This window comes from Pseudomonas sp. TAA207, from assembly GCF_001529285.1.
GTDB lineage: Bacteria > Pseudomonadota > Gammaproteobacteria > Pseudomonadales > Pseudomonadaceae > Aquipseudomonas > Aquipseudomonas weihenstephanensis.
Genome location: NZ_LLWJ01000065.1, coordinates 45,804 through 67,840, shown reverse-complemented (window position 1 = coordinate 67,840; position 22,037 = coordinate 45,804). Strand labels below are relative to the sequence as shown.

Here is a 22,037-nt window from a genome sequence, read left to right as displayed (position 1 = left end):
TATTGAGTGTTCGCGCTTTGAGCAGCGCGAAAGCGAGCATAGACACAAGGCTGCGTCATGGCCGGTCAAGGGGCGATAAAGCGATCACTGGTAGTGCCGCGCCGATTAATGGACCTGCGGTTTGCCGCTGACGGTGATCCACCACGGTGTGTGTTGCTTGATTTGCACGGGCAGGGTGGGCAGCAAGGCGTTGAGCGCCAGTTCGATGTTGTTCAGCGGGAAGCTGCCCGTGATGCGCAGGTCGGCCACGTCGTCGTCAACGCCCAAGTGGCCACGTTTATAGCGGTTGAGTTCGCGCACCATGTCAGCCAGTCGCACGTTGTCGAGCACCAGCATACCGTGGGTCCAGGCGTCTGCTGCGGGGGTGACGGCGAACATCTGACCCAAGCCATCACGGTGCATCAACACTTGTTGGCCTTCGTTGTAGAGGGTTTCGTCGGCGCTGCTTTGCGGGCGGGCAGCAACGCGCGATTGTAGGACGCTGAGCCGTGTGCCGTCGTCTTCGCGTTTGACCAAAAACCGTGTGCCCAGCGCACGCAGGCTGCCATCGCGGGTTTGTACGATAAACGGGCGAGCGTCGTTATGGCCGGTCTGCACCATGATTTCGCCTTCGTGCAGCACGATCAGGCGGGTTTTGTCGTCGAATCGCACATCCACGGCGCTGTGGGTGTTGAGGTTGATCAAGGTGCCGTCGGCCAGTCTCAGTACGCGCTGTTCTCCGGTGGCGGTGCGTTGGTCGGCCATCCAGTAATCAACCGGCAAGTAGTTTTTACCCGCGAACAGCGTTAGCCCGATCACGAGCGCAAGGCTCGCCACGCCACCACCGATTTTGCGCATGCGCTGGTGCGCACTGTTGCGGGCCTTGAGCAATGCATTGCGGGCCGGGACGCTGGCGGTGCTGAAACGATGGTCGAGCATGCCCAGTTGCAGCCAGGCCCGGGCATGTTCTTCGCTGGCGGCGTACCACTTGGCGAATTCGGCTTGCTCGACCTCACTGCCGTTGCCGCAGTCCAGACACAATTGCCAGGCAATGGCGGCGTCCAGTACACGGGCCGAAACCGGCTTGGTGTTGGCCTGGCTCATGTCGGCTCGCCATACAGCGCGATATAGCACTGACGAATGCCTTGGGCCAGGTACTGACGCACGCGTGGCACCGACACGCCAAGGCGTGCGGCGATTTGGGCGTGGGTCAAGCCGTCGAGGCGGCTGTAAAGGAAGGCGGCGCGAGACTTGCTCGACAGCTTGCCCAGCAGACGGTCGATGGCTTTGAGGTCTTCAAGGATCAGTTGCTGTTCTTCGGGCGACGGTTGCTCGGCCTCCGGGATCAGCATCAACTCGTTGAGATAAGCCTGCTCCAGTGCGGCGCGGCGAAAGTAATCAAACAGCAGGCCCTTGGCGATGGCGGCCAAAAAGGCGCGCGGCTCGCGCGGTGTTTGTAGTTCGGTGCGGCCCAGCAGGCGTACAAAAGTGTCCTGGCTCAAGTCTTCAGCCCGTTGCGGGCAGGCCACGTTGCGCCGCAACCACGCCAGCAGCCAGCCGCGATGGTCGCGGTAAAGCGATCCAACCAGCTCACTGTGGGGATTTTGGACTGACGACAAAGGCATCACCGAATGCAAGTTTTAACTAACGATAATTATTCGCGATTGTGTCAGAGGCAAAAGCCATGCGCAATTGACGCTCATCGGATGGCCGACAAGACGCCTGTGCTTTCAGACGGGCTTGAGTCAGAGCGGTGTGCCGAGCAACACCAGCGAGGGCGCAAATTGCACATGGGCCTGGCTCCCGGCCTTTAGTCCAAGTGTTGCCAGGTGTTGCGCTTCGGTCAGGGCACACAGGGTTTGGCCATTGGGCAGGCTGATGCGCACTTCGCTGGGGCCATTGTCGGCATGCAGGACCTGTTCAATCTGGCCCTCTAAGTGGTTGTGATCTGCGATGACGTCCTGGGGCGCAATCAGTTGTAACCAACCTGCCTTGATCAACGCGACGACTGGGGTGCCGACCTCCAGCTCCAGCCGTAGCGTGCTGTCGTGCGTGATCTGCGCATGCAACAGCAGCCCGCCTGCCAGTTCAAGCGCAATCAAATCGTTATGGCCCTGGTTGCGGATGGCGCCGACCGTGCCGTGTAACTGGTTGCGGGCGCTGGTTCTGAGCATCAGTCGCCCCAGTAAATCGAGGTCTTGGGCATCTTCTGCGGCTTCCAGCACTTGGTGTTGCAACGCGTGCAAACGCTGATACAGGCGCAGCACACGCTCGCCAGCGACGGATAACCGCGCGCCGCCCCCTCCTTTGCCGCCCACGCTGCGCTCCACCAGCGGTGTTTGCGCCAGGTTGTTGAGTTCGTCGATGGCATCCCACGCGGCCTTGTAGCTGATACCTGCGCTTTTGGCGGCGCGGGTGATCGAACCTTGCTCGCTGATGTGCTGCAACAAGGCAATACGCTGCGGACGACGAACAATGTGTTGCGCAAGCAAAGCGGGCACGTGCATGGCGATGGATTCGTAAGGTGTCAGGGTCTGGCAAAGTGCCCGCTCACCGTCTTGCCGTCAAGGCGGCCCGTCGGGCTTGGGCGTGCGCGCCAGGCAATACACGTCAACCCGTTTGGCGCCCGCCTTGAGCAACAGCCGGGCGAGGCTTTGAGCCGTTGCGCCGGTGGTCAGCACGTCATCGACCAACGCCAGATGCCGCCCGCAAACGTGTGCCTGGGGAGCAAGAGCAAAGGCGTGCAGCAAGTTGCGGCGACGGGTTTTGGCATCCAGCGCTTGTTGTGCGGGGGTGTCTTGGGTGCGCATCAGCCAGTGCGCAGGGCATGCAATGCCCAGGCGCTGAGCGAGCCATTCGCCGAGCATGGCGGCTTGGTTGAACCCACGCTGGCGCTGGCGGTGCAGTGACAGGGGGACCGGCAGCAGGAGGTCGGGCCGGGCATGGCCGTGTGCGTAGTGATTGAGTAGCGATTGACTCAGAAGTTCGGCTAACAGGCGGCCATAAGGCCATTTTGCGTGGTGCTTGAAGCGCACGATCAGGCCGTCCACCGGAAAGTCATACACCCAGGCCGCGTGTACACGCTCAAACGCGGGAGGATGTTTGATGCAATCGGCGCAGATCATGCCTGGTCCTGGCAGCGGCAACGCACAGTGTTGGCAGCCTTCACCCAGCCAGGGCAGCTCATGCTCGCAATCGACGCACACGCTGTGGAGGGAGTCGGCCTGCCCGTCACACAATAAACAATGCTGGTTATTAAATAGCCAGATGTAAACCTTGCTAAATAGACTGGGTTGACAGCTCATGTCGCATCCTTAAACATGCCGGGCATCCGTGCCGTGCCTGAAGTGATCGCTTCAGGTTCAAGTCCAGCATAAACAAGAGAAACGCCGATGAGCGCCAGCACCTTTAACACCATGCGTCATGATTGGTCTTTAGCCCAAGTGCGGGCGTTGTTTACGCAACCGTTCAATGACCTGCTATTTCAAGCGCAGACGGTTCACCGTGCGCATTTCAACGCTAATCGGGTGCAAGTCTCGACGCTGCTGTCGATCAAAACCGGCGCCTGCCCGGAAGATTGCAAATATTGTCCGCAGTCGGGCCACTACAACACCGGCCTGGCCAAAGAGAAGCTGATGCAGGTGCAAGCGGTGCTGGACGAAGCCGCGCGCGCCAAGGCGATTGGTGCGACACGTTTCTGCATGGGGGCGGCGTGGAAACACCCGTCTGCCAAAGACATGCCCTACGTGTTGAAAATGGTGGAAGGGGTCAAGGCGCTGGGGCTGGAAACCTGCATGACCCTGGGCAAGCTCGATCAGGCGCAAACCGCTGCCTTGGCTGACGCGGGGCTGGATTACTACAATCACAACCTCGACACGTCGCCAGAGTTCTACACCAGCATCATCACCACGCGCACCTACAGCGAGCGTCTGCAAACCTTGAGCTATGTGCGCGATGCCGGGATGAAGATTTGCTCCGGCGGGATTCTGGGCATGGGCGAGTCACTCGACGACCGCGCCAATCTGCTGATCCAGCTGGCCAACCTGCCAGAACATCCGGAGTCGGTGCCGATCAACATGCTGGTGAAAGTGGCCGGTACGCCGATGGAAAACGCCGAAGACATCGACCCGTTTGACTTCATCCGCATGCTGGCGGTAGCACGCATCATGATGCCGCAAAGCCATGTGCGGCTGTCGGCCGGGCGTGAGGCGATGAACGAGCAAATGCAGGCGCTGGCGTTCTTTGCCGGTGCCAACTCGATCTTTTACGGCGATAAATTGCTCACCACCGCCAACCCGCAAGCGGACAAGGACATGTTGCTGTTCAGCCGCCTGGGCATCCTCCCTGAAGCACACGAAGACCATGCCGACGAAGTGCATCAGGCGGCCATTGAGCACGCCTTGATGGACCAAAAATCCAGCGAGCAGTTTTATAACGCTGCGGTTTAACCGCGCCGCATTTTTGTAGTCGCTGCCGCAGGCTGCGATAAAGGCCGCAGCACCTTGTTTATGGGGGGCTGCCCACCGCAGCCTGCGGCAGCGATTACAGGGGACCTTTTTCTCATGTCTTTTGATTTAACGGCTCGTCTGGCCGCGCGTCGTGCCGCCAATTTGTATCGCCAGCGCCCTTTGCTTGAAAGCCCGCAAGGCCCGCAGGTGGTGGTGGACGGTCAGCCTTTATTGGCCTTTTGTAGCAACGACTACCTGGGCCTGGCCAATCACCCGCAGGTGATCGAAGCGTGGCAAGCCGGTGCGTCGCGCTGGGGCGTGGGCGGCGGGGCGTCGCACTTGGTCATTGGCCACAGTCGCCCGCATCACGCCCTCGAAGAAGCGCTCGCCGAGTTCACCGCTCGCCCGCGCGCGCTACTGTTCAGCAATGGTTACATGGCGAACATGGGCGCTGTCACAGCGCTGGCAGGTCAGGGCGACACGGTGCTGGAAGACCGTCTCAACCACGCCTCTTTGCTGGATGCGGGCTTGTTGAGCGGGGCACGGTTCAGCCGTTATTTGCACAACGACGCCGCGAGTTTGGCCAGTCGTCTGGAGAAAGCTGTCGGCCATACGCTGGTGGTGACCGATGGCGTGTTCAGCATGGACGGCGATGTGGCCAATTTGCCCGCATTGGCCCATGAAGCTCGCGCTAAGGGCGCGTGGTTGATGGTCGACGATGCCCACGGTTTTGGTCCGCTGGGTGCCACGGGGGGTGGAATTGTCGAGCATTTCGGCTTGAGCCAGCACGACGTTCCTGTGCTGGTCGGCACTCTGGGTAAAGCCTTTGGCACCAGCGGCGCCTTTGTGGCCGGCAGCGAAGCGTTGATTGAAAGCCTGATCCAGTTCGCCCGTCCTTATATCTACACCACCAGCCAGCCGCCCGCGTTGGCGTGCGCCACGCTCAAAAGCCTTGAGTTGTTACGCAGCGAGCACTGGCGCCGTGAGCATTTGAATACCCTGATCCGCCAGTTCCGTGCCGGTGCCCAGCAGATCGGCCTGCAACTGATGGACAGCTTTACGCCGATCCAGCCGATCATGATTGGCGACAGCGCAGAGGCGGTGCGCTTGTCGCAGCAATTGCGTGAGCGCGGCGTGCTGGTCACCGCTATCCGCCCACCCACGGTGCCTGTCGGTAGCGCGCGGTTACGTGTGACGTTGTCTGCCGCCCACACAGAGGCGCAGGTGCAGCTACTGTTAAATGCATTGAACGACTGTTGGCGAAAACCGGAGTCCGAGCATGCGTGATCGTTTGATTTTGCTCCCCGGCTGGGGGTTGGGTATCTCACCGCTGGAGCCTTTGGCGGTTGCACTGCGTGGCCTGGACGCGCGCCTGCGGGTGGAAATAGAACCCTTGCCGGTGCTCGCTTCGGCGCAGTTGGATGACTGGCTGGATGAGTTGGACGCGGCGTTGCCGGATGACGTCTGGCTGGGGGGTTGGTCACTGGGTGGCATGTTGGCCAGCGAATTGGCCGCGCGGCGCGGCGAGCGGTGTTGCGGGTTGGTGACGCTGGCCAGTAACCCGTGTTTTGTCAGCCGCGACGATTGGCCCAACGCAATGCCGTGTGCCACCTTCGAGGATTTTATCGACGGTTTTCGTAAGGCACCCAATACGACGCTTAAGCGCTTTTCTTTGTTGTGCAGTGAAGGTCGGGGTATGGCGAGCTTACTCCTCAATGGTGCGCCGAAGGCTGAGCCAGACACCTTGCTTGCAGGGCTGGAGCTGCTCGCCAAGATGGACACGCGACCCGCTCTGCAACACTTTAATGGCCCGCAGTTTCACGTGTTTGCCGGGCAGGATGAGCTGGTGCCGGCGTCAGTCGCCAGTGATGTGCTGGCGTTATTGCCTGATGTTGAAGTGGGCCTGATGGAGCAGGCCTGTCATGCGTTTCTTCTGCAAGCACCCCACGAATTGGCGGCGGCGATTCAGAGCTTTTTAACCGGGTTGGGTGATGACTGATTTGAGTGTGGCAAGCCTGCCGGACAAACGTCTGGTGGCGGTTTCGTTTTCCCGCGCGGCGGCCAGTTATGACAGCGTGGCTGAACTGCAACGCGACGTCGGTCATGAACTGATGAACCGTTTACCTGTGGGCTTAAACCCACAACGTTGGTTGGATGTGGGCTGTGGCACGGGGTACTTCAGTCGCGTGTTGGGTCAGCACTTTCCTCACAGCGAAGGGCTGGCGCTGGATATCGCACAAGGCATGCTGGCTTACGCCCGGCCATTGGGGGGTGCCCAGCACTTCATCGCGGGTGATGCCGAGTGCCTGCCGCTGCAAGACAACAGTTGCGACGTGGTGTTTTCCAGCCTGGCGTTGCAATGGTGCGCGCACTTTGACGCAGTGCTCAGCGAGGCACAGCGGGTGCTCAAACCGGGCGGTGTACTGGCTTTCGCCAGTTTGTGCGTGGGCACGTTGAGTGAGCTGCGTGACAGTTGGAAGGCGGTTGACGGGCAGGTTCACGTCAACCGGTTTCGCGAGTTTTCGGCTTATCAACAGCTGTGTGCAGGAAGCGGTTTGCAGGTCAAAAGCTTGCACACGCAGCCCCATGTGCTGCATTACCCGCAGGTGCGCCAGTTGACCCATGAGCTAAAAGCACTGGGCGCGCACAACCTTAATCCGGGGCGACCTGAAGGCTTGACCGGCAGGGCGCGGGTTCAAGGGTTAATCGCGGCCTATGAACAATTTCGTCAGCCACTGGGGCTGCCAGCGACGTATCAAGTGGTCTACGGCATCTTGGAGAAAACGCGATGAGCCTTGCCTATTTCATTACCGGCACGGACACGGACGTGGGCAAAACCACGGTTGCAGCAGGTTTGTTGTACGCCGCCCGCACGGCGGGTTTAAGCACGGCAGCGGGCAAGCCTGTGGCCTCTGGGTGCGAAAAAACCGCCCAAGGGCTGCGCAACGCTGACGCGCTGGCGTTGATGGCTCAATGCACGATTGGCTTGAAGTATGACGAGGTGAACCCGCTGGCGTTCGAACCTGCCATCGCCCCGCATATTGCTGCGCGCGAGGCGGGTGTGGCGCTGACGGTTGAATCATTGCTGGCACCGATGCGCCATATTTTGGCGCAACACGCCGATTTCACCCTGATAGAGGGGGCGGGTGGCTGGCGCGTGCCTTTGTCGGGGCAGGACAGCCTGTCTGACGTGGCCCAAGGGCTGGGACTGCCGGTGATTTTGGTGGTAGGCGTGAGGTTGGGCTGTATCAGCCACGCTTTGCTGACCGCTGAGGCGATTGCTCAAGATGGTCTGCAACTGGCGGGCTGGGTGGCCAATATCATCGACCCGCACACCGCACGGCTTGAAGAAAACCTGGCAACCCTGGCCGAACGCTTGCCAGCACCCTGCCTTGGCCGGGTGCCCGCGCTCACGTCACCCACGGCGCAGGCGGTGGCCGAGCATGTGCAACTGGACCTGCTGGACTGAGTGCGGCGCTATTGCTCAGGGCTATTGAAGGGCGCGCAACCATCAGGTTTTTTGACGGGCCTTTTGCCAGTATGTCTGCTTCAATGAAGCCTGATGACCTTGAAAGGGAAGATGTCGCTCATGGAAATCTCGGGAAGCACCGCGTTCTACGCAGGTCTAAGTTCCATTCAGGCGGGGCAGAACCGTGTCGATCAAGCGGGCGGGCACATCGCCAATGCCACGGTTGAACGCTCGGTCGCGAGCCAATCCTCCGACACACAGGTCAACCGCATGCGCGCCGTCGACCGTAGTCAGCTCTCAGATATTGCCAGTGATGTGGCTGATTTAAGCGTAGGCAAAGCGCAAGTCGAACTCGGCGCCAAAGTGGTACGCACCGCTGACGAAATGGTCGGTACGCTGATCGATACCTACGCCTGATCCTGGCGTGCCCTCGCAGCCTCAGCGTTACTGCCTGACGCCTGCTGCGCCGCCGCACTTCGCTTTCGCCTGCAGCGATGCTGGTGGCGTGACATTCAACAGTCTTTTGAGAATTCGCAGCTGTTCACCCTTCGGGACGAACGGCTCCTTGCGCCTGCTTGACAATAAATGGGCGTAAACGTATGTTTCAAACACCTGTTTGACCGCAATAACAAATTCTACGCGGTTGTTCATTCCCGGATTCATCAGCAGAGGTTTATCGCTATGCCTGATTACAAGGCCCCCTTGCGTGATATTCGCTTCGTTCGTGACGAACTGCTCGGTTACGAAGCGCATTATCAGAGCCTGCCGGCTTGCCAGGACGCTACTCCAGACATGGTTGACGCCATTCTTGAAGAAGGCGCCAAGTTTTGTGAGCAGGTGCTGGCACCTCTGAACCGTGTGGGTGACACCGAAGGCTGCACCTGGAGTGAGTCCGGGGTTAAAACCCCTACCGGTTTTAAAGAAGCCTACAAGCAATTTGTTGAAGGTGGCTGGCCGAGCCTGGCGCATGACGTTGCCCACGGCGGTCAGGGCCTGCCTGAGTCGCTGGGCCTGGCGGTCAGCGAAATGGTGGGTGAAGCCAACTGGTCGTGGGGCATGTACCCGGGCCTGTCGCATGGCGCGATGAACACCATCTCCGAGCACGGCACTCCCGAGCAGCAAGAGACCTACCTGAGCAAGCTGGTTACCGGTGAATGGACCGGCACCATGTGCTTGACCGAATCGCACTGCGGTACTGACTTGGGCATGCTGCGCACCAAGGCCGAACCTCAAGCTGATGGCTCCTACAAAGTTTCCGGCACCAAGATCTTCATCTCGGCCGGTGAACACGACATGGCCGACAACATCGTCCACATCGTTCTGGCCCGCCTGCCGGATGCACCGGCTGGCACCAAAGGCATTTCGCTGTTTATCGTGCCCAAGTTCATGGCCAATGCTGACGGCACGCTCGGTGAGCGTAACGCCGTATCGTGTGGCTCCCTTGAGCACAAAATGGGCATCCACGGTAACGCCACCTGTGTGATGAACTTCGACGGCGCGACAGGTTTCCTGATCGGCCCGCCGAACAAAGGCCTGAACTGCATGTTCACCTTTATGAACACCGCACGTCTGGGCACCGCGCTGCAAGGCCTGTCCCACGCCGAAATCGGTTTCCAGGGCGGCTTGAAATACGCCCGTGACCGCCTGCAAATGCGCTCGCTGACCGGCCCTAAATTCCCGGAAAAAGCCGCCGACCCGATCATCGTTCACCCGGACGTACGTCGCATGCTGTTGACCATGAAGGCATTCGCCGAAGGCAACCGTGCGATGGTTTACTTCACAGCCAAGCAAGTCGACATCGTGAAATACGGCGTTGATGAAGAAGAGAAGAAGAAAGCCGACGCACTGCTGGCGTTCATGACGCCGATTGCCAAAGCCTTCATGACCGAAGTGGGTTTTGAATCCGCCAACCACGGCGTTCAAATCTACGGCGGCCACGGTTTCATCTCTGAGTGGGGCATGGAGCAGAACGTTCGCGACAGCCGTATTTCGATGCTGTACGAAGGCACCACCGGCATCCAGGCACTCGACCTGCTGGGCCGTAAAGTGCTGATGACTCAAGGCGAAGCGCTCAAAGGCTTCACCAAGATCGTGCACAAATTCTGCCAGACCAACGAAGGCAACGAAGGCGTTCAAGAGTTCGTCGCACCGCTGGCTGCACTGAACAAAGAATGGGGTGAGCTGACCATGAAGGTCGGTATGGCGGCCATGAAAGACCGTGAAGAAGTGGGCGCGGCCTCGGTCGACTACCTGATGTATTCCGGTTATGCCTGCCTGGCGTACTTCTGGGCTGACATGGCGCGTTTGGCCGCAGAGAAACTGGCTGCTGGCACGTCGGAAGAAGCCTTCTACAAAGCTAAATTGCAGACGGCGCGTTTCTACTTCCAGCGCATCCTGCCGCGTACCCGTACACACGTTGCAACCATGTTGTCAGGCGCTGCCAACCTGATGGACATGAAAGAAGAAGACTTCGACCTGGGCTACTAAGCTCAAGCGCGTCACCTTCCCAAAAACCGTTTCACCTCTGGGTGAAGCGGTTTTTTTTATGCGCGGATTCTGCGTAGCAGTTAGCCAACACCACGTTCGGCCGCAGGGCTGTCGTACAACCTGAGATCACGCCCGGTCAAAGGTGCACGATTGTGGCGTAATCGCCTGTCACATTGGGCCACAGCGACAAAATGCAGAACGCCTCCGTGAGTCTTTTTTAATCCGACAAATGCGTTAAGCCTTTTGCCTTTCCAGCCGTTAAAACCTATGGCTGAGGCGACCGGGACGTTTCCAAGTGTGCTTAACTGCGGTAAAAGCAGGCACAATGCCATTACTTGGTTGTTCGGGTTGGAGCTTTACTTTTGTCGCGTTCTTCTGCTGCATGTGTCAGTCACTTTTTGCCGTCTCTGCTGCTGCTTATCGCAGGGCTTGCGGCTGCCTACGTCAAAGACCTCAATGTGTTCTTCACCTCACTCTTCAACGTGCTGCCCACCCTGGTGCTGTTGTTGGGAGGCGCTTACTGCGCGGTTTACCGCCGCCAGCGTGAATTGTTCTTGATGCTTACGGTGTATATCGCCTATTTCCTGCTCGATACCCAGACCGATTACTACCGCGATAACGGCGTTGTGCGCCCGGACGCGGCGGTGATCTTTCATGTGTGCTCGCTGTTATTGCCGTTGCTGTACAGCGTGTACGCGGCCTGGGAGGAGCGCACACATCTGTTTCAGGACCTGGTGGCGCGTTTTGCGGTGCTGTTGGCCATCGGCAGTGTCGCGCTGGGGCTGGAGCAAAGTTACCCACAGGCGCTGCTCAATTGGCTGGCCGAGATCCGTTGGCCCGCACTGCATGGCCGCTGGATGAGCTTGATTCAGTTGTCGTATCCGGTGTTTTTCATCGGTTTTGTGCTGCTGGGCTGGCAATACTGGCGCAACCCGCGGCCCCTGCATGCCGCCCAGCTGGTAGGGCTGGTAGGGCTGTTCTGGATGCTGCCGCAGACGTTTATCTTGCCGTTCACCCTTAACATCATGTGCAGCCAGGTGATGTTGATGATTGCCGCAGCGGTAGCGCATGAGGCGTATCAAATGGCCTTTCGCGATGAGCTGACCGGCCTGCCGGGGCGTCGCGCACTGAATGAACGCTTGCAGCGTTTGGGGCGCAATTACGTGCTGGCGATGAGTGACGTCGACCATTTCAAAAAATTCAACGACACCCACGGTCACGATGTGGGCGATCAGGTGCTGCGACTGGTCGCCAGCAAACTGTCCAAAGTCAGCGGTGGCGGTCGGGCCTATCGCTATGGCGGTGAAGAATTCGCCCTGGTGTTTGCAGGTAAAACGCTGGATGAGTGCATGCCGCATCTGGATGAGTTGCGTGAAGCCATTGCGGTTTACAACATCCATTTACGCAATCAGGAAAACCGCCCGCAGGACGACCAGCAAGGTCGTCAGCGCCGAGCCGGTACGCGGGCTACCAGCGTGTCGGTGACGGTCAGTATTGGTGTGGCCGAACGCATGCCAGAACAGCGCACGGCCGAGGAGGTGCTAAAAGCGGCGGATAAGGCGCTCTACAGCGCGAAAAGTGCCGGGCGTAACTGCGTCGTTGCCTACGGGCAAACCCGACGGGGGGCGGTGCGCACGACAGAAATTCCTGCGTAGCGTGACCGTGTATTAAATTTGAGTCACTACCGGACCCTATGTATCGCAATCGTTGTTAAGTTAGACTGGCCACAGCAAAACGTGGCCCGGCTCGGGCTTAACTGGTAGTAATTGCGAGGTTTGTCATGGCTGATTACAAAGCGCCCCTGCGCGATATGCGCTTCGTCCTTAATGAAGTGTTCGATGTTGCAGCGCTTTGGGGGACATTGCCTGCTTTGGCAGACACGGTAGATGCGCAGACGGTAGAAGCAATTCTTGAAGAAGCGGGCAAAGTCACCGCTAAAAGTATCGCCCCGCTCAGCCGTAGCGGCGATGAAGAAGGATGCCACTGGCACGATACCGTCGTAACCACCCCCGCAGGTTTCGTTGATGCTTATAAAACCTACGCCGAAGGCGGATGGGTGGGCGTCGGTGGCGATCCTGAGTTCGGCGGCATGGGCATGCCCAAAGCGGTCTCGGCGCAAGTCGAAGAAATGATCAACTCCTCCAGCCTCGCGTTCGGCTTGTACCCGATGCTGACAGCGGGTGCGTGCGTGTCGATCAATGCGCATGCCAGCGAAGAACTGAAGGCGATGTACCTGCCCAATATGTATTCGGGCGTGTGGGCTGGCTCCATGTGCCTGACCGAACCCCATGCGGGCACTGACTTGGGGATCATCCGCACCAAGGCCGAACCTCAAGCCGATGGCTCCTACACCCTCAGCGGTACGAAGATTTTCATCACCGGTGGCGAGCACGACCTGACGGAAAATATCATCCATTTGGTACTGGCCAAGTTGCCGGACGCGCCGGCTGGCCCCAAAGGTATTTCGCTGTTTCTGGTACCCAAATTCAGGGTCAATGCCGATGGCAGCCTGGGCGAGCGTAACCCGGTCACCTGCGGTTCCATTGAACACAAAATGGGTATTCAAGCGTCGGCAACGTGCGTGATGAACTTCGACGAGGCGGTGGGTTATCTGGTCGGCGAACCTAACCGTGGTCTGGCGGCGATGTTCACCATGATGAACTACGAGCGTTTGGGCGTCGGTATCCAGGGGCTGGCTTCGGGTGAGCGTTCGTACCAGAACGCAGTGGAATATGCCCGTGATCGCTTGCAAGGCCGCGCTGCGACCGGTGCTCAAGCCAAAGATAAAGCCGCTGATCCGATCATTGTGCACGCCGATGTGCGCCGTATGTTGCTGACCATGAAAGCGTGCAACGAAGGCGGGCGTGCGTTCTCCACCTATGTCGCCAACCAGTTGGACATTGCCAAGTTCAGTCAGGACCCGGCCGCCCGTGAGCGGGCCGATGGCCTGGTGGCTTTGCTGACGCCAGTCGCCAAAGCGTTCTTGACCGATTTGGGGCTTGAAACCACCGTGCACGGTCAGCAGGTGTTTGGCGGTCACGGTTACATTCGTGAATGGGGGCAGGAGCAGTTAGTACGTGATGTGCGTATTACGCAGATCTACGAAGGCACCAACGGTATTCAGGCGCTGGACCTGGTGGGGCGCAAGATAGTGGGCAACAACGGGGCGTATTACCGTTTGTATGCCGATGAGGTTCGTCAGTTCATCGCCTCGTCGTGTGGCGACTTGAATGAATTCACCGCACCGCTGGCAAGCGCTTTGGACACACTTGATGAGTTGACGGCCTGGGTTTTGGAACATTCGAAAATTAATCCCAACGAAATTGGCGCGGCTTGCGTCGAGTACCTGCATGTTTTTGGTTACACAACGTATGCCTACATGTGGGCGCTGATGGCCAAGGCTGCGCAGGGCAAGGAGTCCGAGGACGCGTTTTATGTCAGCAAAATGGGCACGGCGCGCTTCTACTTCCAACGTTTGCTGCCGCGTATCCACTCGCTGAGTGCTTCGGTCAAGGCCGGTAGCGAGTCGCTGTATTTGCTGGATGAAGCACACTTTTAAGCTGTTTAACGTTATGTAAGCATTTGCTTACATAACGTGCTGGCAATCGTCCATATCGCAGAATTGGATCCATCGGTAATCTACTTCACATGGACGTCGAGCAGGAAGCTCAAAGAAATAACAGGGACACGTAGGATTCTGCCAGGATGGCGGAGTGAAAAGGATGTCAGGGAAACAGTCTGCAAAACCCCGCTTCGGCGGGGTTTTCTTTTTGTGCGTCAGAAATATGTATATGCGCTGTAGGAGCGAGCTTGTTCGCACGCCCTCATGCAGCGGGTCAATAAACGTGACCTACAGCGTTGCTTCTTCACGCTGCATCACATCCTCAAGCAGGGTGCGCAACAACCCCAGCGTGGCTTGTTGGCGCTGCACATCGCGACACACCAGCCCCACTTTGAGCGGCACCCTCGGCTCACTCAGCGGCTTCCACAGCAGCGCCTTGTCATCGTGTTCGTGACGTGAACGCCCCGGCAGCACCGTGGCCAACTTGCTGTGCGGCAAGCTGTCGAGAATCCCGGCCATCGTATTGAGTTCAGCCTGCACTTGCGGCCGTCGGCCCAGATTGGCCAGTTGGCTCTGCCAGATCTGGCGCACCTGAAACTCTTCCCCGAGCAGCAGCATGGGCAATTCGGCCGCCTGGCTTAACGACACCTTTTTGAATTCACGCAGCGGATGGTCTGCCGGGATGACCAGCTGCAGCTCATCTTCGTACAGCAACACGCCGTGCAAGCCAGGCTGGCGGGGCGGCAGGTAGCTGATGCCGATGTCGAGTGAGCCATTGAGCAAACGCCGCTCAATCTCAAGCCCGGTCAGTTCGTAAATCTGTACCACCAAATGCGGTTGCGCCTGACGCACGCGTTCGAGCATTTGCGGCACCAGGCTGGTATGTACGGTTTGCAGCACGCCGATGGCCAGAGTCCGCAGCGCGTGGCCTTGAAAGTTGCGCAACGCCTCTTTGGCGCGTTGCAAACCGTCAAGGAGCGGTAACGCATGGTTGTACAGCGTGTGCGCGGCAAGGGTTGGCAGCAAGCGCTTGCTGCTGCGCTCGAACAGGCTGACATCCAGGTTGTGTTCGAGCTGGCGAATCTGCTGCGAGAGTGCCGGCTGGGAGATGGAAAGGCGCTCGGCAGCTCGGCCCACATGGCCTTCTTCGTACACCGCGACGAAATAACGCAGTTGTTTGAAATCCATAAGTATTACTTATCGAAAATGCTTAAAAAACGAAATGGCTCAAAGGCCGGCAGGCGCCTAGTCTACGCCCATTCCAAAGGGCTCGTAGCACCAGAGAAGGTCATGAAAAGCGATTGTGCAGGCCTGTTTTACATAGGCAAGGCAGAAAACCCCACAGAGGGTTTAACCGCGCACGAGCATGACGCTCAGTTGCAAATCGATTCGGCTTATGGTCACAAGGTCAGCGTGCATGAACCTGTTTAACCTGCGGCGCCAATCCCCCAGCTTCGATGAGTTGGCGATTGAGCCTCTGTCTCAAACGATGAATAACGATGTGTCCCGCGATTGCCTGATGCCCAGCATCGAGCGTCCGGCGCAGATTTTTGTGCGCGGTCAAGGGTCGTGGATGTGGGACAGCGAAAGCCGCGCGTATCTGGATTTTACCCAGGGCGGTGCCGCAAACAGCTTGGGTCATAGCCCGGCGGTGTTGATCAAGGCACTGGCTGAGCAGGCGCAATCGTTGATCAACCCGGGGTCGGGTTTTTTCAATCGCGGCATGTTGAGCCTGGCTGAGCGGTTGTGTCACAGCACGGGCAGCGATCAGGTGCATTTTCTCAATACCGGCGCTGAGGCCAACGAAGGCGCGATCAAGCTGGCGCGCAAATGGGGCCAACTGCATCGTGGCGGCGCGCATCGCATCATCACCGCGACGCACAGTTGCCATGGCCGCAGCTTCGGTGCGATGTCGGCCTCGGGCAGCGCTACGTTTGATAACCGCTTCGAGCCGCAATTGCCGGGGTTTATCAATGTGCCGTTCAACGACTTGCCTGCCTTGCACGCAGCGGTCGACGCGCAAACCGTGGCCATCATGCTGGAGCCGGTGCAGAGCTATGCAGGGGTGATCCCGGCCACCGAGCATTACCTCAAGGGTGTTGAGCGCTTGTGCCGTGAGTTAGGCATTTTGCTGATCCTTGATGAAGTACAAACCGGTATGGGCCGTTGCGGCACCTTGTTGGCAGAGCAGCACTACGGCGTTCGTGCCGACATCATCACCCTGGGTAAAGGTTTGGGCGGTGGTGTGCCGCTCGCGGCGCTGCTGGCGCGCGGTCAAGCGTGTTGCCTGGAAGCCGACGAGTTGGGCGGCACCCATCACGGCAATGCCTTGATGACTGGCGCAGGTAGCGCTGTGCTCGATGCCGTGCTGGAGAAAGGTTTTTTGCAGCAGGTTCGCGATGCGGGGCAGCACCTGCGCGAGGGGCTGGGCCGATTGGCCAATAGTTATGCACAGGGTGAATTGCGGGGGCAGGGCCTGATGTGGGGGCTGACGCTGTCGGATAACTCGGCAAATGAGGTGGTAAAAGCTGCGTTGTATGAAGGTTTGTTGATTACAGCGCCACAGCCCAATTGCCTGCGTTTCACCCCGGCGCTGTGCGTCAGCAAAGGCAACATCGATGAAATGCTGTTGCGTCTGGCCCGAGCGTTTGCCCGTGTCCGCACTGCGCAGTTGCAGTGCCGTCGTGCAGCAGTGATCTAAGCGTCATACAGAATTTAAAGAACCGTCTCGCGGTATAACGCATCGCCCTGTGCCTGTTTCGTTTGGCACGGGGCGTTTTTTTGCCTGTGCAAAACTACAACTGAACCTTTCGCCGTGGCTCAGAGTCGATTAATCGTAGGGCTTTATTGAGCCCACCTTTGATTGGGGACGGAACACATGGACATTATTCGCATCATCATCGCCATCTTGCTGCCGCCGCTGGGCGTGTTTTTGCAGGTCGGTTTCGCGGGCGCTTTTTGGCTGAACATTTTGCTGACGCTGTTGGGTTACTTCCCCGGCGTGATTCACGCCGTGTACATCATCGCCAAGCGCTAAGCCCTCTACGACTTTCGACCACGATGGCTGCGATCGTGTGATGGATCGCAGCCAGCGCCAGCGCCTACGAGCTGGGGTTCATGACGTCTTGATAAAACTGCCATTCTTGCTCCAGCGCGTGCGCCTGGTTACTGGCCTTGCGAAAGCCGTGGCGTTCGTCAGGGTAGTAGTGCGCTTTGGCCGGGATGCCGTTTTGTTGCAGGGCGTGCAGCATGTCGCGGGTCTGCTGCGGCACCACCACGGCATCCAGTTCGCCCTGAAAGAAAATCACCGGCACCTGGATGTTTGCCGCGTGCAGTAACGGCGTACGGGCAGCGTAGCGTTCGGCATCACGCTCAGGGTCACCGATCAGCCAGTCCATGTAATCGCCCTCGAACTTGTGCGTGTCGCGCGCCAGTGCAACCGGATCGCTGACGCCATACAAGCTGGCCCCTGCGCGGAACACATGTTTGAACGCCAAGGCGCACAACGTGGTGTAACCCCCTGCGCTGCCGCCGCGAATGAAGGCGTTATCGGGATTGATCAGACCCTTGTCAGCCAGATAACTGACCACCGCACACGCATCTTCGACATCCACTTCACCCCATTTCAGGTGCAGCGCCTGACGGTATTCGCGGCCATAGCCGGTGCTGCCGCGATAGTTGAGGTCGGCCACGGCAAAGCCGCGTTGCGTCCAGTACTGGATGCGCGGGTCGAGCATTGGATAACAGGCCGAAGTCGGGCCGCCGTGGATAAACACCACCAGCGGCGGTCGGCTTTCACCGTGCATGGCCGGGTAGAAAAAACCGTGTGCCTGGCTGCCTGCCGACGGGTAGTTCAGGGTTTGCGGACGGCTGATCTGTGCGTGGGGCAAGGGCGCGATGCCGCCGGCAAGCACGTTAACCTGCCGGGTATCGCGCGCGATACGGATGACCGCAGAGGGGCTGACAGGTGAGGCGGCGATGCAATAAAGCGCGTCATCGTCCAGCGCCAGGCTACGGAAACGGCTGTATTGGCCGGTAAAGTCGTCAATGTCGGCGTCAGACGCGTGTATGCCCAAGCGTCCAAACCCGTGCTCGGTCCAGCTGGCCAGGTAAGCGCCGTCGCCCAGCGGCAGCCACGTGCTGGCGCCCAGTTGCCAAGGTGCGGGCGCGTGATCGGCTGCTGCACTCGGCAACGCCACTAATCCCGTGGCAGACTCAGCCCACGGTTGCCAAAAACCACCACGGTCTGTCAGGCAATACAGGCGGTTGTTTTGATCAAAACGCGGCTGTTGCAACGACTCTTCGCGGTCATTGCCCGCCACACAGACGGGCAACTGCCAGCCGCTTGCCGCGTGGTGTTCAGCCAGCATCAAACGGGTTGATGTCCACGGCTGATGCGGGCGGCTCCACTCAATCCACGCCAGTCGCTGGCCGCTGGGGCTGAGGGTGGGGGCGGCATAAAAATCTGCACCCTGGGCCAGCACGCAGCGCTCTAGTGTGGCCGGGTCAACGCTGACCAGGCGATGTTGGTCGGTATCTTCTTCGACCGCCAACACCCGGCCCTGGGCACATTGCACATCACCATAGCGGCAGGTGCCTTGGGTCAAGGCGCGCGGCGCCGTGCCGTCCAGTGCTTGCCAGTACAGTTGTTGATCAGACTCGTTGACGAACACCACGCCGTCATCGCTCAGGCAAAACGAACCACCGCCGTACTCGTACACCCGGCTGCGCACGCTGAAACCGTCGGGGGTCAGGCAATGTGCCTGGCCGTCACGCCAGTGCCAGATGCGGCAAGCGGCATCCTGAGGGCGGTATTCGTTCCAGAACAGGCCGAGCGGGCCGTGTTTGAGTTCGGCGAAATCCACCCCGGCGGCCACGGCGAGGGCGGCGCTGAATGGTTCAACCTTTGGCGATGAGTCGTGAGTTTCGGTCATTTCGAAAGGCCAGTTGCTCAATGGTTTGGGTGGCGTGCTCGGCTTCTTCGCGCGCCTTGAGGATCAGGTCATGGTGAGGCGACTTGCTGCATACCGGGTCTGCATTGCTTGCATCGCCGGTGAGCATAAAGGCTTGGCAGCGACAGCCGCCGAAGTCCTTTTCTTTCTCGTCACACGAGCGGCACGGCTCGGGCATCCAGTCATAGCCGCGGAAACGGTTGAAGCCAAACGAGTCGTACCAAATGTGCTGCATGCTGTGGTCGCGCACGTTGGGGAACTGGACCGGCATCTGCCGTGCACCATGACACGGCAAGGCGGTGCCGTCAGGGGTGACGGTCAAAAAGATACTGCCCCAACCGTTCATGCAGGCTTTAGGGCGCTCTTCGTAGTAGTCCGGGGTGACGAAAATCAGCTTGCAGGGATGGCCTTGGGCCTCCAGCTTGGCGCGGTATTCGTTGGTGATGCGTTCTGCGCGCACCAGTTGCTCTTTGGTCGGCAACAAGCCCACGCGGTTGAGCTGCGCCCAGCCGTAGAACTGGCAAGTGGCGAGTTCGACGAAGTCGGCTTCCAGTGCGATGCACAGTTCGATGATGCGATCGATCTTGTCGATGTTGTGCCGATGGGTGACGAAGTTCAGCACCATCGGGTAGCCGTGAGCCTTGACTGCACGGGCCATTTCCAGCTTTTGCGCGAAGGCTTTTTTCGACCCGGCAAGCAGGTTGTTCACTTGCTCGTCGCTGGCCTGAAAGCTGATTTGAATGTGATCCAGCCCGGCCTTTTTGAAATCGCTGATCTTTTGTTCGGTCAGGCCGATGCCCGACGTGATCAGGTTGGTATAGAAGCCAAGCTTGCGCGCCTCGCCAATCAGTTCGGCCAGGTCCTGACGCACCAACGGCTCGCCCCCCGAGAAGCCCAGTTGGGCGGCGCCCATTTCGCGCGCCTCACGAAACACCTTGATCCACTGCTCGGTGCTCAGCTCTTTGCCTTGCTGGGCGAAATCCAGCGGGTTAGAGCAATACGGGCATTGCAGCGGGCAGCGATAGGTCAACTCCGCCAATAGCCAGAGCGGCAGGCCCACCTCGGGTTTGGGCGGCATCAGGCTGTCAGGCAAGTTCGATCCAGTGCTCTGCACGAGCGACCTCCATAAATTGCTCGATGTCGTCGCCCAGTTCGGGAACACCGGGGAACTGTTCCTCCAGTTTCAAAATGATGGCCGCCACGCTGCGTTCGCCATCGATCAAGCCACCAATCAACGCCGCGCTGTCGTTGAGTTTGATCATGCCTTCGGGGTATAGCAGCACATGGCCTTTTTGCGCGGGCTCGTATTGAAAGCGGTAGCCGGGGCGCCAGGCCGGGATTTTGCTGCGGTCGAAGCTCATAGGGTGATTCCTTTATGCCACACGCGCTGGTCGGTCACGCTGTGGTAAGGCGGGCGGTCAAGCTCGTAGGCCATGGTCATGGCGTCGAGCATGCTCCAAAGAATGTCGAGTTTGAATTGCAGGATTTCCAGCATGCGCTGCTGGCCTTCCCACGTCGTGTAGTGCTGCAAGGTGATGGCCAGCCCGTGTTCGACATCGCGCCGGGCCTGACCCAAGCGGGTGCGGAAGTACTCATAGCCCGCCGGGTCGATCCACGGATAGTGCTGTGGCCAGCTGTCGAGGCGGGACTGGTGGATTTGCGGGGCAAACATTTCGGTCAGCGAGCTGCTGGCGGCTTCTTCCCAACTGGCGCGGCGGGCGAAGTTGACGTAAGCATCCACGGCGAAACGCACGCCGGGCAGCACCAACTCTTGGGAGCGTAACTGGTCGGGGTCCAGGCCCACGGCCTGCCCCAGACGCAGCCACGCTTCGATGCCGCCGTCCTCGCCGGGGGCGCCGTCGTGGTCGAGCAGGCGCTGAATCCACTCGCGACGCACTTCGCGGTCCGGGCAGTTGGCCAGAATCGCAGCGTCCTTGAGCGGAATATTGACTTGATAGTAGAAGCGGTTGGCGACCCAGCCCTGAATCTGTTCGCGCGTGGCGCGGCCTTCGTACATCGCCACCTGATACGGGTGATAGATGTGGTAGTACGCGCCTTTGGCCCGCAGCGCGGCTTCGAACTCGGCGGTAGAGAGTGGGGCTTGAGTCATCAGGTGCCTCCAAATAAATGGGTTTTGTAACCGCTGCCGCAGGCTGCGATCAGGGCCGCAGGGCCTTCAAAACAACGGGGCAGCGGCTACAAAGGTTTGCGTGTTACAACTCGATACTCATGCCATCAAAGGCCACTTCAACCCCCCGACGGGCCAGTTCGGCGCGTTCGGCGGAGTCTTCGTCGAGGATCGGGTTGGTGTTGTTTATGTGGATCAAGACTTTGCGTTGCTTGGGCAGTTGCTCAAGCACTTCGAGCATGCCGCCGGGGCCGTTCTGCGCCAGGTGGCCCATTTCACGGCCGGTACGCGTGCCCACGCCACGGCGCTGCATTTCGTCGTCGTCCCACATCGTGCCGTCCACCAGCAAGCAGTCGCTGCTGGCCATGATCTCCAGCAGCGGAGCATCGACTTTGCCCAGGCCGGGTGCATAGAACAGCTTGCCGCCGGTGCGCAGGTCTTCAACGATCAGGCCGATGTTGTCACCGGGATGCGGGTCGAAACGGTGCGGCGAATACGGCGGCGCGGCGCTGCGCAAGGGCAGTGGACTGAAGCGCAGGTTCGGACAGGCGGCGATGGTGAACGAGCCTTGCAGCTCGATGCGTTGGCGGTTCAAACCGCCATTCCAGTGTTTGAGCATGGTGAACAGCGGGAAGCCGGTGCTGAGATCTTCATGCACCATGTCGGTGCACCATACTTCATGCGGGCACCCTTCGCGCAGGCTCAGCAGGCCGGTGGTGTGGTCGATCTGGCTGTCCATCAAGATGATGGCGCTGATCCCGGTGTCGCGCAGGGCGCGGCCCGGTTGCAGGGGGGCGAAGCTTTGCAGCTGGGCGCGAATGTCGGGCGAGGTGTTGCACAGCACCCAGTTCACGCCGTCATCGGAGATCGCAATCGAGGACTGGGTGCGGGCCGTGGCGCGCAGGCTGCCATCACGAAAACCTGCGCAGTTGACGCAGTTGCAGTTCCACTGCGGGAATCCACCGCCAGCGGCGGAACCTAGAATCTGGACGAACATGGGCGGCTGTTCTCT

The 22,037-nt window shown here is 59.4% G+C and carries 22 protein-coding genes; 11 read left to right on the top strand and 11 right to left on the bottom strand.

The genetic code is table 11. From position 1 onward, the window contains the following. Positions 1-105 precede the first annotated feature (105 nt). From AP059_RS11405 to AP059_RS11390, 4 genes are all read right to left on the bottom strand, one after another. The gene (locus AP059_RS11405) at positions 106-1,083 is read right to left on the bottom strand and encodes a FecR domain-containing protein (RefSeq protein WP_059765325.1); all 978 of its coding nucleotides are present in this window, start codon (positions 1,081-1,083) and stop codon (positions 106-108) included. After that, complete coding sequence (locus AP059_RS11400) at positions 1,080-1,604, bottom strand: RNA polymerase sigma factor (RefSeq protein ID WP_165599929.1); 525 nt, start codon at positions 1,602-1,604, stop codon at positions 1,080-1,082. The genes AP059_RS11405 and AP059_RS11400 overlap by 4 nt, the downstream gene beginning before the upstream one ends. 120 nt (positions 1,605-1,724) lie before the next feature. Next, positions 1,725-2,486 carry a TOBE domain-containing protein gene (locus tag AP059_RS11395; protein WP_059765323.1) on the bottom strand — a complete coding sequence of 254 codons (762 nt, stop codon included), beginning with the start codon at positions 2,484-2,486 and terminating at the stop codon, positions 1,725-1,727. Positions 2,487-2,543: 57 nt separating this feature from the next. Further along, positions 2,544-3,284 (bottom strand): ComF family protein, encoded by a 741-nt coding sequence (locus tag AP059_RS11390; RefSeq protein WP_059765321.1) that lies wholly within the window; start codon positions 3,282-3,284, stop codon positions 2,544-2,546. Between the two features lie 87 nt (positions 3,285-3,371). Between AP059_RS11390 and bioB the strand changes: the two genes are divergently transcribed. The 6 genes from bioB to AP059_RS11360 all read left to right on the top strand — a co-directional run bounded on the left by bioB (position 3,372) and on the right by AP059_RS11360 (position 8,313). Further along, complete coding sequence (bioB, locus tag AP059_RS11385; RefSeq protein ID WP_048364193.1) at positions 3,372-4,427, top strand: biotin synthase BioB; 1,056 nt, start codon at positions 3,372-3,374, stop codon at positions 4,425-4,427. Positions 4,428-4,541: 114 nt separating this feature from the next. Then, positions 4,542-5,714, top strand: coding sequence for an 8-amino-7-oxononanoate synthase (bioF, locus tag AP059_RS11380; protein WP_059765319.1), 1,173 nt, complete (start codon positions 4,542-4,544; stop codon positions 5,712-5,714). Then, on the top strand, positions 5,707-6,426 hold the full coding sequence (locus tag AP059_RS11375) for an alpha/beta fold hydrolase (RefSeq protein WP_059765317.1): 720 nt from the start codon (positions 5,707-5,709) through the stop codon (positions 6,424-6,426). Before bioF ends, AP059_RS11375 begins: the two co-directional genes overlap by 8 nt. Next, a complete protein-coding gene (gene bioC, locus AP059_RS11370) occupies positions 6,419-7,219 on the top strand; it encodes a malonyl-ACP O-methyltransferase BioC (RefSeq protein WP_059765315.1) in 801 nt (266 codons plus the stop codon). The genes AP059_RS11375 and bioC overlap by 8 nt, the downstream gene beginning before the upstream one ends. After that, entirely contained in the window at positions 7,216-7,896 is a 681-nt protein-coding gene (gene bioD / locus AP059_RS11365) for a dethiobiotin synthase (protein WP_059765313.1), read from the top strand. The genes bioC and bioD overlap by 4 nt, the downstream gene beginning before the upstream one ends. A gap of 120 nt (positions 7,897-8,016) precedes the next feature. Next, positions 8,017-8,313: a hypothetical protein gene (locus AP059_RS11360; protein WP_048364307.1), complete on the top strand. Its 297-nt coding sequence runs from the start codon at positions 8,017-8,019 to the stop codon at positions 8,311-8,313. Between the two features lie 27 nt (positions 8,314-8,340). Here AP059_RS11360 and AP059_RS11355 read toward each other — a convergent pair whose 3' ends face one another. Next, positions 8,341-8,547 (bottom strand): hypothetical protein, encoded by a 207-nt coding sequence (locus tag AP059_RS11355; protein ID WP_059765312.1) that lies wholly within the window; start codon positions 8,545-8,547, stop codon positions 8,341-8,343. 30 nt (positions 8,548-8,577) lie between these two features. Between AP059_RS11355 and AP059_RS11350 the strand changes: the two genes are divergently transcribed. From AP059_RS11350 to AP059_RS11340, 3 genes are all read left to right on the top strand, one after another. Further along, on the top strand, positions 8,578-10,383 hold the full coding sequence (locus AP059_RS11350; RefSeq protein WP_048402172.1) for a phenylacyl-CoA dehydrogenase: 1,806 nt from the start codon (positions 8,578-8,580) through the stop codon (positions 10,381-10,383). Between the two features lie 362 nt (positions 10,384-10,745). Continuing rightward, positions 10,746-12,038 (top strand): GGDEF domain-containing protein, encoded by a 1,293-nt coding sequence (locus AP059_RS11345; protein ID WP_059765310.1) that lies wholly within the window; start codon positions 10,746-10,748, stop codon positions 12,036-12,038. Between the two features lie 125 nt (positions 12,039-12,163). Next, the gene (locus AP059_RS11340; RefSeq protein WP_059765308.1) at positions 12,164-13,942 is read left to right on the top strand and encodes an acyl-CoA dehydrogenase C-terminal domain-containing protein; all 1,779 of its coding nucleotides are present in this window, start codon (positions 12,164-12,166) and stop codon (positions 13,940-13,942) included. Positions 13,943-14,233: 291 nt separating this feature from the next. Here the strand turns inward: AP059_RS11340 and AP059_RS11335 are convergent, their stop codons facing one another. Continuing rightward, positions 14,234-15,133 (bottom strand): LysR family transcriptional regulator, encoded by a 900-nt coding sequence (locus tag AP059_RS11335; protein ID WP_059765306.1) that lies wholly within the window; start codon positions 15,131-15,133, stop codon positions 14,234-14,236. Positions 15,134-15,362: 229 nt separating this feature from the next. On the opposite strand from AP059_RS11335, the gene AP059_RS11330 reads away from it, so the two are divergent. Beyond that, the gene (locus tag AP059_RS11330) at positions 15,363-16,646 is read left to right on the top strand and encodes an aspartate aminotransferase family protein (protein ID WP_059765303.1); all 1,284 of its coding nucleotides are present in this window, start codon (positions 15,363-15,365) and stop codon (positions 16,644-16,646) included. Positions 16,647-16,823: 177 nt separating this feature from the next. Further along, positions 16,824-16,982: a YqaE/Pmp3 family membrane protein gene (locus AP059_RS22010; RefSeq protein ID WP_048364204.1), complete on the top strand. Its 159-nt coding sequence runs from the start codon at positions 16,824-16,826 to the stop codon at positions 16,980-16,982. A gap of 64 nt (positions 16,983-17,046) precedes the next feature. On the opposite strand, the gene AP059_RS11325 is transcribed toward AP059_RS22010, so the two are convergent. From AP059_RS11325 to pqqB, 5 genes are all read right to left on the bottom strand, one after another. Next, a complete protein-coding gene (locus AP059_RS11325) occupies positions 17,047-18,879 on the bottom strand; it encodes a S9 family peptidase (RefSeq protein WP_059765301.1) in 1,833 nt (610 codons plus the stop codon). Then, positions 18,845-19,975, bottom strand: coding sequence for a pyrroloquinoline quinone biosynthesis protein PqqE (gene pqqE / locus AP059_RS11320; protein ID WP_238938233.1), 1,131 nt, complete (start codon positions 19,973-19,975; stop codon positions 18,845-18,847). The genes AP059_RS11325 and pqqE overlap by 35 nt, the downstream gene beginning before the upstream one ends. A 7-nt stretch (positions 19,976-19,982) precedes the next feature. Continuing rightward, positions 19,983-20,258 (bottom strand): pyrroloquinoline quinone biosynthesis peptide chaperone PqqD, encoded by a 276-nt coding sequence (pqqD, locus tag AP059_RS11315; protein ID WP_059765299.1) that lies wholly within the window; start codon positions 20,256-20,258, stop codon positions 19,983-19,985. Further along, positions 20,255-21,007, bottom strand: coding sequence for a pyrroloquinoline-quinone synthase PqqC (gene pqqC, locus AP059_RS11310; RefSeq protein ID WP_059765297.1), 753 nt, complete (start codon positions 21,005-21,007; stop codon positions 20,255-20,257). Before pqqC ends, pqqD begins: the two co-directional genes overlap by 4 nt. A 103-nt stretch (positions 21,008-21,110) precedes the next feature. Next, a complete protein-coding gene (gene pqqB, locus AP059_RS11305; RefSeq protein WP_048364209.1) occupies positions 21,111-22,022 on the bottom strand; it encodes a pyrroloquinoline quinone biosynthesis protein PqqB in 912 nt (303 codons plus the stop codon). Positions 22,023-22,037: the final 15 nt, after the last annotated feature.